Below are 15,368 nucleotides of genomic sequence, written 5' to 3' on the forward strand. Positions count from 1 at the left end.
CAGTAGCGATTCCATTAACATATTATCATAACAACATTACAAGCACGTTAGTGCTATGTGAAGTAATGCAGAAACATAATGTTAAGAAAATGATCTTTAGTTCATCTGCAACTGTATATGGTATCCCGGAAACGTCACCGATTACGGAGGAATTTCCATTAAGTGCAACAAATCCATATGGTCAAACGAAATTAATGATTGAGCAAATTATGCGTGATGTAGCATTTGCAGATGCAGAATGGAGTATCGCATTACTTCGTTATTTCAATCCATTTGGTGCACACGAGAGTGGGCGTATCGGAGAAGATCCAAATGGAACCCCAAATAACTTAATGCCATACGTAACGCAAGTAGCAGTAGGTAAGTTAAAAGAATTAAGTGTATTCGGAAATGACTATCCAACGAAGGATGGAACGGGAGTCCGTGATTACATTCATGTTGTAGACTTAGCAAGTGGTCACGTAAAAGCGCTTGAGAAAGTATTGAGTACAACAGGAGTAGATGCTTATAACTTGGGCACAGGCATGGGCTATAGTGTGCTAGAGATGGTTGAAGCGTTTGAAAAAGTTTCGGGCAAGAAAGTTCCTTATAAAATTACAGAACGTCGCCCAGGTGATGTGGCAGTATGTTTTGCTGATGCATCGAAAGCAAAGCGTGAATTAGGCTGGGAGGCAACACGCGGATTAGAAGAGATGTGTGCAGATTCTTGGAAATGGCAATCAAATAATAAAAATGGATACATAGATAGTGAATTGTAAAAAACGTTGAGCCAAATGATTATGATTTAATCTATTAGAGTTAACGACTCTTAATTTACAAGGTTAGATGTATAGAAAGTAGGAAGAAAATGAACTCAATCCTAATCTGTGGCGGAGCTGGCTACATCGGTTCTCACGCTGTGAAAAAATTAGTAGACGAAGGTTTATCTGTAGTAGTAGTAGATAACTTGCAAACTGGTCATGAAGATGCAATTACGGAAGGCGCAAAGTTTTATAATGGCGACCTTCGTGATAAAGCCTTTTTAAGGGATGTTTTTAAACAAGAAAATATTGAGGCGGTTATGCACTTTGCAGCTGATTCTTTAGTTGGGGTTAGTATGGAGAAGCCCCTTCAATATTATAATAACAATGTGTATGGTGCACTTTGTTTATTAGAGGTAATGGATGAGTTTAAGGTAGATAAGTTCATTTTCTCTTCTACTGCGGCAACGTATGGTGAGGTAGATGTTGATCTTATTACTGAAGAAACGATGACAAATCCTACGAATACGTATGGAGAGACGAAGTTAGCAATCGAGAAGATGCTTCATTGGTATAGCCAAGCTTCTAATTTACGTTATAAGATCTTCAGATACTTTAACGTGGCTGGTGCGACTCCAAATGGTATTATTGGGGAAGATCATCGCCCAGAGACACATTTAATTCCTCTTGTGTTGCAAGTGGCTTTAGGTCAACGTGAGAAGATTATGATGTTTGGTGATGATTATAATACACCAGACGGTACTTGTATCCGTGATTATATTCATGTTGAAGATTTAGTGGCAGCTCATTTCTTAGGGCTTAAGGATTTACAAAACGGCGGAGAGAGTGATTTCTATAACTTAGGAAATGGTAATGGTTTCAGTGTAAAAGAAATTGTTGATGCAGTTCGCGAAGTTACAAATCATGAAATTCCTGCCGAGGTAGCACCGCGCCGTGCGGGCGATCCAGCACGTTTAGTTGCTTCTTCTCAGAAAGCGAAAGAGAAGTTAGGATGGGATCCTAAGTATGTAAATGTGAAAACAATTATTGAGCATGCTTGGAATTGGCATCAAAAGCAACCGAATGGATATGCTAAATAAATATAATAAGTGAAAGAGAGGGTATCGTCGACAAAATATGTTCGACAATACCCTCTCTTTTTTTATAGGATTTTTGCTATACTAAACTGTACTATAATACATGATGGAAGGAGGAGAGTAATGAAAATACTTGTGGTTGATGATGAATCGAGTATTCGTAATTTGATTCGGATGCAGTTGGAGATGGAAGGTTATGAAGTATTGGCAGCGGCTGATGGGAGAGAAGCTTTAGAGCGATGGAATGAAGGGCCGGATGTATTGATTTTGGATGTTATGCTTCCGGATACGGATGGGTATGAGTTGCTTCGTTTGTTCCGTGAGAGGGATAGGGATATTCCGGTGCTTATGTTAACAGCAAAGAGTCAGATGAATGATAAGTTGCTTGGCTTGCAGCTTGGTGCTGATGATTATGTGACGAAGCCGTTTAATTATGCGGAGCTTATTCTTCGGGTTAAGAATATGGCGCGGCGTGTAAAGAAGACGGAGACCGCTGTAAGTCATGAAGTAATTGAGGCTGGAGAGATAGTGATTTGTCCTAAGGAAAGAAAGGTACATGTGAGTGGACAAGAGATTCAGTTAACGTACCGAGAGTTTAATTTATGTCAGTTATTTGTTTCAAATCCGCAGCGTGTGTTTATGAGGGATGAGTTACTTGAGAAAGTATGGGGGTTTGAGTATATCGGAAATACGAGAGCAGTTGATATTATGGTGCAGAGACTTCGAAAGAAGCTTGGTACGAGCGGAGAATATATTAAGACAATTTATGGCGTTGGCTATAAACTGGATTGTTGAGTGGTGATGGTATGTCTTTAAAGCGAAATATGGTGTTTGGAATAGTTGGGCTGTTAATTCCGATTTTTGTTCTTTTATATGCAGTTGTTTATATTACGTTAGAAAAGAATATGTATCATAACGCAGCAGATTCTTTAGAAAAGTTAAGTGTAGAAGCACAAATTTATACGATGAATTATTTAGAGAAGGAAGCAGAAGTGGATACGCTTGGTCCTAATTCACTTTTAATTGCGTCGTATTTAGCGAAGCGTATGGATGTCCGTGTGCAGATGATCGGGAAGAATGGCGATGTTGTTGCAGATACACAAAAAGGAGCATTGCTTCACCGTAACATCGACATTGAGAGTTCCTTGAAGGGAAAGAAGTCTTACGTTTTTGAGGAGGCGGATCCAGCTCCTATTCTTTTGTTTTCAAGCCCGGTTTATTATGGAAACGATGTCATTGGAAGTATTCGTTTTATAAATGAGTTAACGGGTGAGAAGGAAGTTTTAACGAATGTGAGCTGGACGTTCTTAATGACATCTCTTTGCCTAGTAGCAACCGGTATTTTCTTTGCGATTCGTTTGGCGAAGTCTCTTCATAAACCAATTGATCAGTTGAGACAAATGGCACAGCGGCTTGCGAATGGTGATTATAAGAGTAAGATTGAGTTAAATGAGTACGTGGAAATCGCTCAGCTTTCAGCATCTTTTAACGCGATGGCTGATGGAATTGAGCTGCATATTAAGCAATTGCAGGAGGAGAAAGAGAAGCAGAAGGATTTCCTAGACCGCATTACGCATGAGCTAAAAACACCGCTAACGGCAATTATCGGTTATGTTGATTTAATTCCAAAGTTACAATCGAAAGAAGATGTACAGGAAAGTCTTCGTTATGTGGCGGTGGAAAGTGAGCGTTTATTATCACTTGTAGAGGAACTGCTTAAGTCTTCGAAATATGGGACGAGTACGTTTGAAGTGTCTCCTACAGTTGTAAACATAAAGGAATTGGCAGAAGAAGCAGTTTCAATTGTGAAACCTCGTCTAAATCAGTTTGAAATTGAAGTGATAAATGAGTTAACGGATGTACATGTTGTTGCGGATTTTGATAAGACGAAGCAAATTTTCTTAAATGTGCTTGATAATGCAATTAAGTATAGTGATGCTTCGCACATTCGTATGAATGTAATTATAAATGAGCATGAGGCGAAGGTTTTTGTTCATGATGATGGGATCGGTATAGATGAAGTGGTGCTTGCAGAGTGGAATGAGTCTCCGAAAGGAAAGGCACTTCCTTCTAGTTACGGGAATGGTTATGGTTTATATATTTGTCAGGAGATTATGAATAAGCAGGGCGGAAGCATGCGTATTGAGAGTAGTGAAGAAATAGGTACTACAATATTCATTACATTTTTGCTTCCGAGAAGGATGGAAGACATAAAAAACTTGAAAGCGGTTAAATGATACATTTATGAAACAATTATGCGGTATTTTCGAAACAACGTTTTTTTATCTTGGAGGTAGGCAGAAATGAAAAGGCTATCATTTCAAATTCTTATGTTTGTCATTTGTATGATTGTCTCTCTTGTTTTGTTTTATGTTATGGAGAAGCAAATCTATAATCGAATCAACATTGTAAATGATAAACAAGCCGTTTTACAAAGGGTGAATGAATCTCTTCCAATTGAAGTGAAAGTAAGACATGAAAAGTGGGGAGAAATTGTTGTAACGGATGAAGTTCGTTTGCATACGATTGTTTCATTCTTTGACCGAATTCGAATAGAACCTGAGGGCGTTAAGAGCCAAGAACAAGTATTTACTGGAGAAGTAACGTACTTGAATGGACATAAGCGTACTTTTGCAGTAGGTGACTTGTTCCAGTATGGGGAAAATGTATACGGAAAGAATGGCATGGATCCGATGATTTCAGCACTTCAAACGTATTTATTAAGCCTGTATTACACGCCAGAGCGTATTAGTGATTTCTTTGCTTCAGCAAAGGATGTCGTAGTACGTCAAGGTGATGTGGTACGTACTATCAATCTTACGCACATACTTGATTCTATTCGGTACGCAAAGCAAATTACAGATTACGGAGAAATTCAGAAGTTATTACAATCGCAGAATGAACCGATTGCTTATATTACAGCTTATAAAACAGGTAAGCGTGTAAAGAATGATCGTGAAGATATTCTTACGATTTCTGTGTATCCATCGTACTTTGTGGTGCAATATCTCGGTGATAATAACGGGAATGTCATGTATATGAAAGGCTCTCTAGCAGAGTTATTCGTAAAGGAGAATGCGTCATGAGAAAGATAGCCTTTTTCTTCTTTTTGCTAGTAATTGGAGGAGCGATGTCTAGTTGCTCTCGAGATACAACCTCTATTAAATATAGTAAAAATGGTCTCCCTATTTTGGATGACCGTCATATTGTTGCGTATGTAGCGGCTCGTGAGGAAGTTGGTGAAGCGTTACTTTCATCATTTTGTAAGCCACGCGGATGTACGTATGAGTTTATTCGTCTTTCAACAGAAGAACTTCTTCGTAGAGTGGAAGAAGAAGCTGGAAATCCGAAGGCGGATATTATTATTGGCGGTACAGTAGATGCGCATCAAATGATGAAGCAAAAAAATCTTTCTATTCCTGTGATAAGCCAACATGCAAATCGTATTTCAAAGACTGTTAAAGATAAAGATGGTTATTGGTACGGTTATGAAGTGGAGAAGCTAGCAATTGCGATTAATAAAGAGCGGTGGAACGAGGAAATAGCGCCGCTCGGTCTCTCGTATCCGTTAAGATGGAAAGATTTATTGAATCCAGTATATAAAGGAAAGATTGTCATGCCCGATCCAAATGTTTCAGGTACAGCATATACGTTTTTTCAATCACTTATTGATACGTTAGGTGAAGAGGAAGCGAAGGAATATGTGAAGAATCTGGCAGAACAAGTTGGAGAAGTAACAGTGAATGGTTATATCCCAGCAGAACTTGTTGCGAGCGGTGAATATATGATAGGCATCAACTTTATGGGAGATCAGAGAATGCTTCAAAAACAAGGCTTTCCTATTTTAAGTAACGAACCTGAGCAAACAGGGTTATCCGTTAATGCGATTTCTAAACTAAAACGTGCACCGAGTGGTATTATTGCGGATTTATTTATTGATTATTGTTTATCAGAAGAAGCGGGTCACATTTTAGAAAAAGTGTCGTTTGGCGTACCAACGATGTTTGCGAAGAATGAGAAAGAAATAGAAGGACAGCCGGTTAGAAGGACGAACCAAAATATATCAAATAGCGGGATAATCGAGATATGGAATAGACAGCGTCTCTCTCTGAAGTGAGAAAAGGAGACGAAAATATATGTTTAAATGGCTCAATCCAGCACCTGCAATTGAAAGATTGCCAGCGGATATGATCGACCGTGTATATCGATTACTACGTATTCGTGTGTTAATCGGGATTTCAGTTGGATATGCTGCTTATTATTTAGTTCGTAGTAACTTTACGTTATCAAGTACGTACTTAGTACAAGAATATGGTTTTAGTACAGCTGAAATTGGTCTACTAGGTTCAGTAATGGCAATCGTTTATGGATTTAGTAAGTTCTTTATGGGGAATTTATCAGATAAAGCTTTCGCCCAGCGCTTTATCGCAGTCGGTTTATTCTTATCAGGGCTTGTAAATATTTGTTTTGGCTTTGCATCATCATTTGGGATGATTGTTACATTACTTGTTGTTAACGGTATTGTACAAGGTATGGGAGCACCACCTTGTAGTATTGTTATGACGAAATGGTTCTCAAAGAAAGAACGTGGTACGAAAACAGGTCTTTGGAATATTTCACATAACGTTGGTGGAATGCTTGTGCCACCACTTGTCGGAATTGGTGTAGGTATTTTTGGTGAAAACCATTGGCAAGGCGGCGTGTTTATTTTCCCTGCAATTATCGCAATGGTAATTTCAGTTCTTGTTTGGATTAATGCGAAGGATACACCAGAATCTGAAGGTCTTCCTCCAATTGATGAGTATCGTAATGACTATGAAAATCTTGAAAAAGCAGATAATGCTAACAAGATGTCACCAAAAGAAATTTTAATGAAGTATGTAGTGAAAAATAAATTTGTATGGTTCTTATGTATTGCGAATGCTTTTGTTTATTTAATTCGTTTCGGTGTTATTAACTGGGTTCCGCTTTATTTAACGACAGTTAAAGGATTTTCAAAAGCAGAAGCGCATGCGGCATATGCAATCTTTGAAGGTATGGCAATTCCAAGTTCATTAATCGTTGGTTTTTTAAGTGATAAATTATTTAAAGGAAAACGTATGCCATTATGTATTATTAGTATGGTTGGCGTTGTTATTGGTACGTTTATATATTGGCAAGCAACTAGCGTACTTGTTGTAAGTATTGCAGTTTCTATTATCGGTTGTTTAATTTATGTACCACAGTTCTTAATCGGTTTAAGTGCGATGGAATTAGTACCGAAATTTGCAGTAGGTACGACAGTTGGTATGTGTGGTTTATTCGGTTATGTAGGCGGAAGTCTTGTAGCTAACGCAGCAATTGGTGTTATTGTTGATCGTTCTGGCTGGGATGGTTGTTTCATCTTACTATTAACAGGAGCGGTTTTATCAACAATCTTCTTATTTATTGTTCAACGTGGACATGAGAGAAAAGATCCTAAAGTAGCGTAATATTTTGTTTGAAAAGCTATCCAATTGTGTGTGATTGGATAGCTTTTATATTAGAAAAAACAAAAAGTATGTAAAATTGCAGTTTAATATATAAATGATTTTTGTTAATTAATATAATTTTTTTAGATTCCATAAACCAAATAGATACATGGTTATACCGAAAAATCCGCCAGCGCAACCCCAAAGCACAACATCAAATAAAGAAATAGAGATTTCTTCTGAACCTACATAGGGAAGGATATAATTCATAAAAACAAACATTTGAAAGCCCCAAAGCACACCTGCTTTTAAGCCAGCTTTTCTTAATTTTTTCTTGTGTTGTAAATATTCTTCTTTTGTTGCACATTCAGTATCACTTAAACCTTTTTTCTTGAATTTAAAGGCTAAGTAATTAGCGTAAATCATATTAGATAGAAAAATGAATATTGTCCCTATAGATATTGTGTGATTCATAGTATCAACAAGTAACATAATAAGCATTACCAACATATTTAACCACCACAAACCAATTCCAGCTACAGATAACTCTTTATTGATTTCTTGTTTTTGGTATTCATCTCTCTCACTTAGTGTTCCAACAAAACTATTATAAACTCTTTCTTTCCATTCAATTTTCATCATTTAATCTCCCTCCCAAAATAGACTATTTAAATCTGTTTTTAGTTCTTTTGCTAATTCGATACATAAGGCTAAAGAGGGATTATATTTGTTGTTTTCAATTAAATTTATTGTCTGTCTCGCCACGTTAACTTTTTTAGCTAACTCTAGTTGCGATAGCCCTTCAGATTTTCGATATTGTTTAACGTTATTCAAATATAACCCTCCCATTGATGGTTGTAGACCTCGTGTACCGAAATGTCATTTATATGTGACATTTTATAATTGAATAGATGAAATGTCAAATATATATGACAAAATAGCGCTGATGCAATTAGGAAAATGATTTTAATGATTCATTTTGGCAAGAAGTTTGTTAATAAAGAATGGCTTCTATTCAATTAAAATTGCTCTTTTTCCTTTCCTTAAATCTATCTTAAAAGATATAATGTCATATTTCTAATCATTGGAATTTTTGTTACAATATAAATGGATGTGTAAAACTTTGTAAAAATAATGTAATAATATGTAATCTGTTTTCAGAAAGTTTTATACAATTTTTATATTAAACTATTAAGTTATAAAAGGGAGCGAGAATATGTTACCAAATACGGTTCGTACTCCAAACAAGAAGAAGAAATGGATTATTATTGGGGTTATTGCACTAATTGTTATTGTAGCAGCAATTAATATTTTTGTTATGCAAGGTAAGAAGAAAGGAGCATCAACAAATGCTGATGCTGTAAGTTTTGAGAAGGTAACGGAGCGAAAGCTTAATAATACGAAGTTAATTTCTGGTCAGGTGAAGCCTGGTAATATTGAAAGCTTCTATGCAGATCCGGCCAAAGGGAAAGTGAAAGATATTGAGGTAAAAGAAGGGCAAGAGGTAGAGAAAGGCACGAAGTTATTCTCTTATGATAATGAAGAGATTAATCTTCAAATGAAGCAAGCTGAGCTTGATCAGAAGATGGCGGATATGCGTTATGATCAAGGGAAAAAGAAGATTGATTCATTGAAGAAAGAAATTAAGAAGGCGAAAGATAGCGGAGCTGGGAAAGAAGTAACAGATCAGATGGACGAGCAAATAAACGAGTTAGAGATAGGGCAAAAAACAATTGACCTTGAGAAAGAAAAAGGGAAGTTGCAGAAAGAAGAGTTAAGTAAAAAGCAGAAAGAGCTTACGATTTATAGTAATTTCGCTGGTGTTGTTCAAAAGTTAGATAAAGATGCGGCACAAAGTTCATCTCAAGCGTTAGGTGGTCAAGGAAAATCGTTTTTACAAGTAGCTTCTAAAGACCCATTCCAAGTTCAAGGTACGTTAACTGAGCTTCAGAAGTCACAAATTCAAAAGGATCAAACATTCACTGTAACAGCGAAAGCAAATAATAAGAAGAAGTGGACAGGTAAGATTACAGAGGTAAGTGAGTTCCCAACGAGTGCAGAGATGGCGCAAGCTGGCGGCATGGGTGAAGCAACTCAAAATATGTCTCAGTATACATATAAAGCAAGTCTTGATAATCAAGATGGTTTATCTCCAGGTTACCACGTTTCTCTGCAAGTAAACTTAGAGAATAAGACGATGATTGCTGTTCCAAGTAAAAGCATTGTAGAAAAAGGCGATGATGCATTTGTTTATGTTGAGGAAAAAGGGAAGCTTCGTAAACAAAATGTGAAAAAAGGTTCTACTGATGGAGACTGGACAGAGGTTGTAGAAGGCGTAACAGTGGGGCAAAAGGTGGTTAAAAATCCTTCCGACGATGTGTATGACGGAATGGAAGTGAAAGAGAAATGATTACGTTAAATAATATTGCTAAAACATATTATCAAGGAAAATTGGCGGTGCCGATTTTGCATGGTATTAGTTTAACGATTCAGAGCGGTGAGTTCGTTTCGATTATGGGACCGTCTGGTTCTGGTAAGTCAACGCTTATGAATATTATTGGTTGCTTAGATCGTCCAACAGAAGGCGAATATAAGCTGAATGACGTGAATATCTTAACAGCAGACGAGTCAAAGCTTGCTTTAATTCGTAATGAATATATTGGGTTTGTATTTCAGCACTTTAATTTACTGCCTCGTCTTTCCGCGGTGGAAAATGTTGAGCTTCCGCTCGTATATGGTGGTGTGAAGAAAGCGGAGCGTCGTAAGCGCGCTTTGGAGGCGTTAGGTAAAGTTGGATTGGCAGATCGCGTGCATCATTTACCGAATGAGTTATCAGGTGGACAGAAGCAGCGTGTAGCGATTGCAAGAGCGATTGCAAATAATCCAACGTTCATTATGGCCGATGAACCGACTGGTGCACTTGATACGAAGTCTGGTGAACAAGTTATGGATATTTTCACGAAGCTTAATGCAGAAGGCACAACAATTGTTATGGTTACGCATGAAGAGGAAGTAGCAGCGTATTCTTCCCGCCGCATTGTACTGCGGGACGGGAAAGTTACAGAAGATAGAAGGTGTGCGGTATGAGTTTACTAGATAGTATAAAAATTGCCCTCTCTTCTATTTTAGCTCATAAATTGCGTTCAGCTCTTACGATGCTCGGTATTATTATCGGGGTAGGTTCAATTATTACTGTCGTTGCGATTGGGCAAGGCGGGGAAGCTGCATTGAAATCGCAGTTTGTTGGGGCAGGTAATCAAACGGTTCCGATTCATTATAGTGCAGATATAAATGATCCTTTCGGTATGGGAATGGTAGAAGCACCGAAGATAACTGAAGAAGACATTTTTGAAATTAAAAAAATTCCAGAAATCGCACATGTGGTAACAACAAATTCCAGCATGGAACCACTTGATATTGAAGATAAAAAAGAAATGGTGAGTATTACTGGATTAGATAGCGAGTACTTTGCAGTAAATAAAGTAAAGTTGTTAAAGGGACGTTCTTTACAAGAATCAGATGTGGATCAAGGTAATAACGTTGTTATGATTAGTAAACAAATGGAAGAAAAGGTGTTTAAGGATGCCAATCCAGTCGGTAAAATTATTGAAATGAAAGGTCAACCGATGCAAATTATCGGTGTCTACAAATCAGATAATGAGTTTATGGGAATGGGACCATCAGAAGCACTAGTTCCAATTTCATTATGGCCGACACTGTATGGAAAAGATGAAATTCAAAACATTTCTGTTCAAGCAAAAAATGTAGATAATCTAGAAAAAGCAGGTAAAAAAGCTGCAGATGTCTTAAACAGTCGTAAACCGACTGATGCAACTGGTAAATATGAAGTTATGAATTTAAAAGAAATTCAAGAAGGTATTTCGAAGATGACCGGTATTATGACAATGATCATCGGTGGTATTGCTGGTATTTCATTAGTCGTTGGTGGAATTGGTGTTATGAACATCATGCTTGTATCTGTAACGGAGCGTACACGTGAAATTGGTGTACGTAAAGCACTCGGGGCAACACGTAGTAAAATTTTATTACAGTTTTTAATTGAAGCTGTTATGTTAACACTTCTAGGTGGTTTAATCGGAATTGGTCTTGGGTACGGCGGAGCATATATCGTTTCCACATTCGCAAAATGGCCACCGCTCGTTTCGTGGGAAGTTGTTGTTGGAGGCGTACTGTTCTCGATGACACTCGGTATTATTTTCGGATTAATTCCAGCAAATAAAGCTGCGAAATTAGATCCAATTGAAGCATTGCGTTATGAGTAATTAATAGTGTAGTAGAACTACACATTACCGTTCTAATGGGCGGTTCGTAGCCTCTTGCGTGAGGAAGTGAACCGCCCGTTAGAACGGGTTATATAAATAGAAGGAGGCGTTATAATGGAAGCAAATATTAATACGCAAGATGTAGGTGCGAAGAAGCCATCATTATTAGGAATGATTACTTCTCCAGGTGAGCAATTTGAGAGAATGAAGACGAAAAGTCCGGTTTGGGGGGCATTTTTCTTATTTGTTATATTAGGAACGATTATAGCAACAGCAGTGTCTTACTTAACATTAATTAGTACTCCAGAATTGGCAAAAGAATTAAATGGTGAAGCAGGGGCAATGGTAAAAGGATTTACCCTTGGTGGAGGCGCACTTGTTGGTCTATTAGGAACACCTATAGGTCTCTTTATTGCGGCAGGTTTTTATAAAATTATTATGATGTTTATGAGCAATGATACACCGTACATGAAAATATTGTCGATTTACTTATATGCTAATCTGGTTTATTATATCGGCGGATTGTTAAATGCAGGATTAGGCTTTATTTTTGATGGAAATGGCACTGATGTTTATACAAGTTTAGCTCCTTTATTTGAACAAGGGACAGTAGCACATGGAATTGCCTCTTCAATTGAAATTTTTAATATTTGGAGCCTCATTCTAACAGGACTAGGCTTACATATTGTAGCTGGTTTAAGTAAGAAACAAGCTACGATTTTAATTGTAATCTTCTTTATCCTAACAATTGCATTAGGCGTTGTAAGAGGTTTAGTAAGCGGCTTTGGTGCATAACATATTATTTAAAAAAGGTGACTCTTCAAAGGAGTCACCTTTTTTATTTTTACCCTTACTTCAAATACCACCAACAAAATTTCAAATACTCTCTAGTGTAATTTCAAATTCCGTCGGTAGTATTTGAAATTACTCACAGTGAAATCTTTTCTTTATTTTTATATTGTGAAGGTACCGCGGAATACTAGAAAGGTATACCTTTTAGAAACGGGTACTGTGTGAAGCCAGCGACTTTTAAAGAGGCAGTTGTTTTGTATGAAGGAATGATTGTAAATCAAATAAAGAAATTAGGTATTCGCCAAGATTATGAAGAGTATTATCAATGTGGTTTAATTGGTCTTTGGCATGCGTATGAAAGATTTGATGCAAAGAAAGGGTATTTCCCTGCATACGCACTTGTAACGGTGCGTGGTTATATATTAGAAAGATTGAAGAAAGAATCTACTGTACAAGAAAGATGTGTATGTGTAGGTGAGTATGAGGATATTTTTCATTTTGAAGATGTTGAAATAAGAGTGAAGGATTTTATGAGTGTGTTAGATGAGAAGGAGAAGTATATTATTTTTGAACGTTTTTTTGTAGGAAAGACGATGGGAGAAATCGCTTTAGAGACGGAAATGACATATTATCAAGTAAGATGGATGTATCGGCAAGCACTCGAGAAAATGCGAGATAGTGTAAGAGGATAAAAATAGCAAATAGAATGGAAGTTAAGGAAATACTACCTTCCATTCTATTTGCTATTAAGGTGATGAATCTTGCATGTTCATTTGGGATAATACATATCCAGCTTTCCATAATTGCTGACTTAGCTTATGGGAACTAATTTGTATCGTTACGGTAGCTCCGTTTGAAAAATGAATTTTAGCTTGTTTAGCTTTTTTGAAAAACTCTATTGTATGAACATGTTTGAAGAAAAGCCAAATACAATTTGGAGAAGCAGGAGATTCTGTTGGGAAAGCGCAAATATATTCTCTATGATTGATCGGAATTGGAACGTTTTGTTTAAATTTAAATTTTGTTTTTACGGCATTACGTCTCCCTTGATAGGTAGAATGAATATTTGTTAGACAAGATTTCTGTATAAGTTGGAGAGCAGTCTGACAGGAGTAAAGATGGTTTCCGCTACTGTCGATGATTTTTGTACGGTAATAAGGGTGTTTACATGGTTCAAGCATCATTGTAGAACTAGAAATAAAAATGTTGTTTTCATTATCCATAATTCTATATCCTCCCTTATAATTTTCATTCTGAATATAATTATATATAAATTAAGTAAATTGGTTGTTAATATTCTATTTCATATTGTAAATTTTGGCTATTCGTTTACAATCAATAGGTGATAGTCTTTCTAATTTGCATCGCTTGTACATATATATGAAAATAGAAAAGAGTAGGCGGTGATATAGTATGAAGAAAAAGTATATTATTATGGCTTTAGTTGTCATCCTCCTAGTATATTTAGCAAACAGTAATCCGAGTAAAGGAGAATATACAGAATGGGCAGCGAAGCAATTTATGAAGCGTAATGATGTGAGTAAGAAGCTAGATGAAGTTCAAAAAGAGAATGAAGAGGGTCTCCTTGGCGACTTGGCATCGGCCGGTAAAAAGTTAGCGAAAAAGTATGTTGAGCCACAAGTTGGGTTATTAATTGATCATTATACGAAGCGAAATGATTATATATTCTTCTCAACATATACGACTGAGTTTGATATAGGTGAAGAACATTATAAGTATGTATGCGTCGGTTTTTCAAAGATTTTTATTCCGATTGAAATGCCGAAGAAAAAAGACGAATCTGCAAAATGATGCAGATTCGTCTTTTTCATTTTATAGAGTAATTGGAATTTCAGATACATTTTTTTCTACAAGGCGAGCTCCCTTTTTTCTTGTATTTTCATCAATGGATGAAAATACAGATGAGGCAAGGATTGTATCCATTACTTGATTTACGACTTGTGCATCAATTGGTGTGATGGGCGTATCGATCGAAAAAACGACTGTTTTTCCATCTTCTTTCGCAAAAATTAACTCTAGTACTTGCATGTGTTATTCCCTCCTTTGTATTTATCCCGCTATTTACGGGATTCGGGTCTGCCGATTAAATTGCGGGCTAATAATCAGTAGGGATGAATAAAATCCCCACTGATCTGAAGTTTTACTTTATAGTTTAGAAAGATCTGATGTGCTTACAAGTTGCACAGAGTGAAGTGGTGATGCTTGTAAGGAAGCGAGAGTATGAGCTACGTTGTGTACTTGATCTAAGCTCGCATTTGTTTTAACACGTTTAAATTGTTTGCTCTTGAAAACTGTTTTGCCGTTCTTATCTAATCCGTTGTTTAAGACAAGACGTAAAGTTAAATCCATTACGATTGTTTCAATTGCCATGTGTATCACCTCCTTTCACTTTATAAATAGGGCGTAAATGTCATGTTTTGGCGTGAAATTTTTTCTTTTTTTTGGTACCCTTAAAAGATTAAGAGAGGAGAATTCTGGATAATGAATCGTAAATGGTTATTTTGGATTCCTGTATTACTATGGATGGGGCTGATTTTCTATTCTTCGGCACAACCATATAAAAAGCAGGATATGCGTTCAGATATTGAACAATATGTAAATGTTGAATTTGTAAAAGAGCATTTTTCATGGGTATCTATTGATTATGGTGGAGGAACCCCTGTTAGTATTGCGAATAAAGGTGTAGGCGGATTTATTGAGTTTTTCCTTCGTAAAGGTGCTCATTTTATGGTGTTCTTTATGCTAGGTTCATTGATTTATTACGCTTTTCATCGATCAGGTCATTCGAGGAAAAGATGTTTTATATATGCCATTCTTTTCGTTGCGGGTTATGCAACATTTGATGAAATTCACCAATGGTATACGGGGGACCGTACACCAATGTGGCAAGATTCATTGCTTGATACGTGCGGCGGATTAACGGGAATTATAATAAGTAATTGGTTTTGGAATAGAAAAAAGCGCTAATCTCATTTCGAGATTAGC

At 36.8% G+C, this 15,368-nt stretch carries 19 protein-coding genes; 14 read left to right on the forward strand and 5 right to left on the reverse strand.

Annotated elements, in window-relative coordinates; translation table 11 throughout:
- The 7 genes from galE (MR160_RS16310) to pgtP all read left to right on the forward strand — a co-directional run.
- Positions 1 to 758: UDP-glucose 4-epimerase GalE (galE, locus tag MR160_RS16310; protein ID WP_242297725.1), on the forward strand; the 758-nt coding region annotated here is incomplete at its 5' end.
- An 89-nt stretch (positions 759 to 847) separates the two neighbouring features.
- The gene (galE, locus tag MR160_RS16315; protein WP_098082136.1) at positions 848 to 1,840 is read left to right on the forward strand and encodes a UDP-glucose 4-epimerase GalE; all 993 of its coding nucleotides are present in this window, start codon (positions 848 to 850) and stop codon (positions 1,838 to 1,840) included.
- 120 nt (positions 1,841 to 1,960) lie between these two features.
- Positions 1,961 to 2,632 (forward strand): response regulator transcription factor, encoded by a 672-nt coding sequence (locus tag MR160_RS16320; protein WP_000699556.1) that lies wholly within the window; start codon positions 1,961 to 1,963, stop codon positions 2,630 to 2,632.
- A gap of 11 nt (positions 2,633 to 2,643) precedes the next feature.
- Entirely contained in the window at positions 2,644 to 4,074 is a 1,431-nt protein-coding gene (locus MR160_RS16325) for a HAMP domain-containing sensor histidine kinase (protein ID WP_242297727.1), read from the forward strand.
- Positions 4,075 to 4,140: 66 nt separating this feature from the next.
- Complete coding sequence (locus tag MR160_RS16330; protein WP_000826618.1) at positions 4,141 to 4,923, forward strand: DUF3919 family protein; 783 nt, start codon at positions 4,141 to 4,143, stop codon at positions 4,921 to 4,923.
- Positions 4,920 to 5,954, forward strand: a complete 1,035-nt coding sequence (locus tag MR160_RS16335) for an ABC transporter substrate-binding protein (protein ID WP_001225641.1) — start codon at positions 4,920 to 4,922, stop codon at positions 5,952 to 5,954. Before MR160_RS16330 ends, MR160_RS16335 begins: the two co-directional genes overlap by 4 nt.
- Positions 5,955 to 5,973: 19 nt before the next feature.
- Positions 5,974 to 7,308 carry an MFS transporter gene (pgtP, locus tag MR160_RS16340; RefSeq protein ID WP_242297729.1) on the forward strand — a complete coding sequence of 445 codons (1,335 nt, stop codon included), beginning with the start codon at positions 5,974 to 5,976 and terminating at the stop codon, positions 7,306 to 7,308.
- A 108-nt stretch (positions 7,309 to 7,416) separates the two neighbouring features.
- On the opposite strand, the gene MR160_RS16345 is transcribed toward pgtP, so the two are convergent.
- Positions 7,417 to 7,929 (reverse strand): DUF3278 domain-containing protein, encoded by a 513-nt coding sequence (locus MR160_RS16345; protein WP_086389717.1) that lies wholly within the window; start codon positions 7,927 to 7,929, stop codon positions 7,417 to 7,419.
- Positions 7,930 to 8,121 (reverse strand): helix-turn-helix transcriptional regulator, encoded by a 192-nt coding sequence (locus MR160_RS16350; RefSeq protein WP_086389718.1) that lies wholly within the window; start codon positions 8,119 to 8,121, stop codon positions 7,930 to 7,932.
- Between the two features lie 382 nt (positions 8,122 to 8,503).
- On the opposite strand from MR160_RS16350, the gene MR160_RS16355 reads away from it, so the two are divergent.
- The 5 genes from MR160_RS16355 to MR160_RS16375 all read left to right on the forward strand — a co-directional run bounded on the left by MR160_RS16355 (position 8,504) and on the right by MR160_RS16375 (position 13,054).
- Positions 8,504 to 9,697: an efflux RND transporter periplasmic adaptor subunit gene (locus tag MR160_RS16355; protein WP_086389719.1), complete on the forward strand. Its 1,194-nt coding sequence runs from the start codon at positions 8,504 to 8,506 to the stop codon at positions 9,695 to 9,697.
- The gene (locus MR160_RS16360) at positions 9,694 to 10,374 is read left to right on the forward strand and encodes an ABC transporter ATP-binding protein (protein ID WP_000631619.1); all 681 of its coding nucleotides are present in this window, start codon (positions 9,694 to 9,696) and stop codon (positions 10,372 to 10,374) included. The genes MR160_RS16355 and MR160_RS16360 overlap by 4 nt, the downstream gene beginning before the upstream one ends.
- Positions 10,371 to 11,570, forward strand: coding sequence for an ABC transporter permease (locus MR160_RS16365; protein ID WP_000054346.1), 1,200 nt, complete (start codon positions 10,371 to 10,373; stop codon positions 11,568 to 11,570). Before MR160_RS16360 ends, MR160_RS16365 begins: the two co-directional genes overlap by 4 nt.
- Before the next feature lie 114 nt (positions 11,571 to 11,684).
- A complete protein-coding gene (yknW, locus tag MR160_RS16370) occupies positions 11,685 to 12,365 on the forward strand; it encodes a YknW family membrane protein (protein WP_016078178.1) in 681 nt (226 codons plus the stop codon).
- Positions 12,366 to 12,583: 218 nt separating this feature from the next.
- Positions 12,584 to 13,054: a sigma-70 family RNA polymerase sigma factor gene (locus tag MR160_RS16375; protein ID WP_097891562.1), complete on the forward strand. Its 471-nt coding sequence runs from the start codon at positions 12,584 to 12,586 to the stop codon at positions 13,052 to 13,054.
- Between the two features lie 54 nt (positions 13,055 to 13,108).
- On the opposite strand, the gene MR160_RS16380 is transcribed toward MR160_RS16375, so the two are convergent.
- Positions 13,109 to 13,585 (reverse strand): competence protein ComK, encoded by a 477-nt coding sequence (locus MR160_RS16380; protein WP_000368310.1) that lies wholly within the window; start codon positions 13,583 to 13,585, stop codon positions 13,109 to 13,111.
- Between the two features lie 190 nt (positions 13,586 to 13,775).
- On the opposite strand from MR160_RS16380, the gene MR160_RS16385 reads away from it, so the two are divergent.
- Positions 13,776 to 14,174: a DUF4359 domain-containing protein gene (locus tag MR160_RS16385; protein ID WP_000731400.1), complete on the forward strand. Its 399-nt coding sequence runs from the start codon at positions 13,776 to 13,778 to the stop codon at positions 14,172 to 14,174.
- A 21-nt stretch (positions 14,175 to 14,195) separates the two neighbouring features.
- Here MR160_RS16385 and MR160_RS16390 read toward each other — a convergent pair whose 3' ends face one another.
- Positions 14,196 to 14,411: a DUF2922 domain-containing protein gene (locus MR160_RS16390; protein ID WP_001197592.1), complete on the reverse strand. Its 216-nt coding sequence runs from the start codon at positions 14,409 to 14,411 to the stop codon at positions 14,196 to 14,198.
- A gap of 117 nt (positions 14,412 to 14,528) precedes the next feature.
- Positions 14,529 to 14,753, reverse strand: coding sequence for a DUF1659 domain-containing protein (locus MR160_RS16395; protein WP_017763770.1), 225 nt, complete (start codon positions 14,751 to 14,753; stop codon positions 14,529 to 14,531).
- 111 nt (positions 14,754 to 14,864) lie between these two features.
- Between MR160_RS16395 and MR160_RS16400 the strand changes: the two genes are divergently transcribed.
- Positions 14,865 to 15,350: a VanZ family protein gene (locus MR160_RS16400; RefSeq protein WP_001080704.1), complete on the forward strand. Its 486-nt coding sequence runs from the start codon at positions 14,865 to 14,867 to the stop codon at positions 15,348 to 15,350.
- Positions 15,351 to 15,368 lie beyond the last annotated feature (18 nt).

The organism is Bacillus cereus group sp. BfR-BA-01382, from assembly GCF_022663475.1.
GTDB lineage: Bacteria > Bacillota > Bacilli > Bacillales > Bacillaceae_G > Bacillus_A > Bacillus_A thuringiensis_S.

Excerpts from the sequence above, each read along its gene's own strand:
- yknW (WP_016078178.1), top strand. The coding sequence starts at position 11,685 with ATGGAAGCAAATATTAATACGCAAGATGTAGGTGCGAAGAAGCCATCA.
- MR160_RS16390 (WP_001197592.1), bottom strand. The coding sequence starts at position 14,411 with ATGCAAGTACTAGAGTTAATTTTTGCGAAAGAAGATGGAAAAACAGTC.
- MR160_RS16385 (WP_000731400.1), top strand. The coding sequence starts at position 13,776 with ATGAAGAAAAAGTATATTATTATGGCTTTAGTTGTCATCCTCCTAGTA.
- MR160_RS16330 (WP_000826618.1), top strand. The coding sequence starts at position 4,141 with ATGAAAAGGCTATCATTTCAAATTCTTATGTTTGTCATTTGTATGATT.
- MR160_RS16335 (WP_001225641.1), top strand. The coding sequence starts at position 4,920 with ATGAGAAAGATAGCCTTTTTCTTCTTTTTGCTAGTAATTGGAGGAGCG.
- pgtP (WP_242297729.1), top strand. The coding sequence starts at position 5,974 with ATGTTTAAATGGCTCAATCCAGCACCTGCAATTGAAAGATTGCCAGCG.
- MR160_RS16325 (WP_242297727.1), top strand. The coding sequence starts at position 2,644 with ATGTCTTTAAAGCGAAATATGGTGTTTGGAATAGTTGGGCTGTTAATT.
- galE (WP_098082136.1), top strand. The coding sequence starts at position 848 with ATGAACTCAATCCTAATCTGTGGCGGAGCTGGCTACATCGGTTCTCAC.
- MR160_RS16380 (WP_000368310.1), bottom strand. The coding sequence starts at position 13,585 with ATGGATAATGAAAACAACATTTTTATTTCTAGTTCTACAATGATGCTT.
- MR160_RS16400 (WP_001080704.1), top strand. The coding sequence starts at position 14,865 with ATGAATCGTAAATGGTTATTTTGGATTCCTGTATTACTATGGATGGGG.
- MR160_RS16360 (WP_000631619.1), top strand. The coding sequence starts at position 9,694 with ATGATTACGTTAAATAATATTGCTAAAACATATTATCAAGGAAAATTG.
- MR160_RS16355 (WP_086389719.1), top strand. The coding sequence starts at position 8,504 with ATGTTACCAAATACGGTTCGTACTCCAAACAAGAAGAAGAAATGGATT.
- MR160_RS16395 (WP_017763770.1), bottom strand. The coding sequence starts at position 14,753 with ATGGCAATTGAAACAATCGTAATGGATTTAACTTTACGTCTTGTCTTA.
- MR160_RS16365 (WP_000054346.1), top strand. The coding sequence starts at position 10,371 with ATGAGTTTACTAGATAGTATAAAAATTGCCCTCTCTTCTATTTTAGCT.
- MR160_RS16345 (WP_086389717.1), bottom strand. The coding sequence starts at position 7,929 with ATGATGAAAATTGAATGGAAAGAAAGAGTTTATAATAGTTTTGTTGGA.
- MR160_RS16320 (WP_000699556.1), top strand. The coding sequence starts at position 1,961 with ATGAAAATACTTGTGGTTGATGATGAATCGAGTATTCGTAATTTGATT.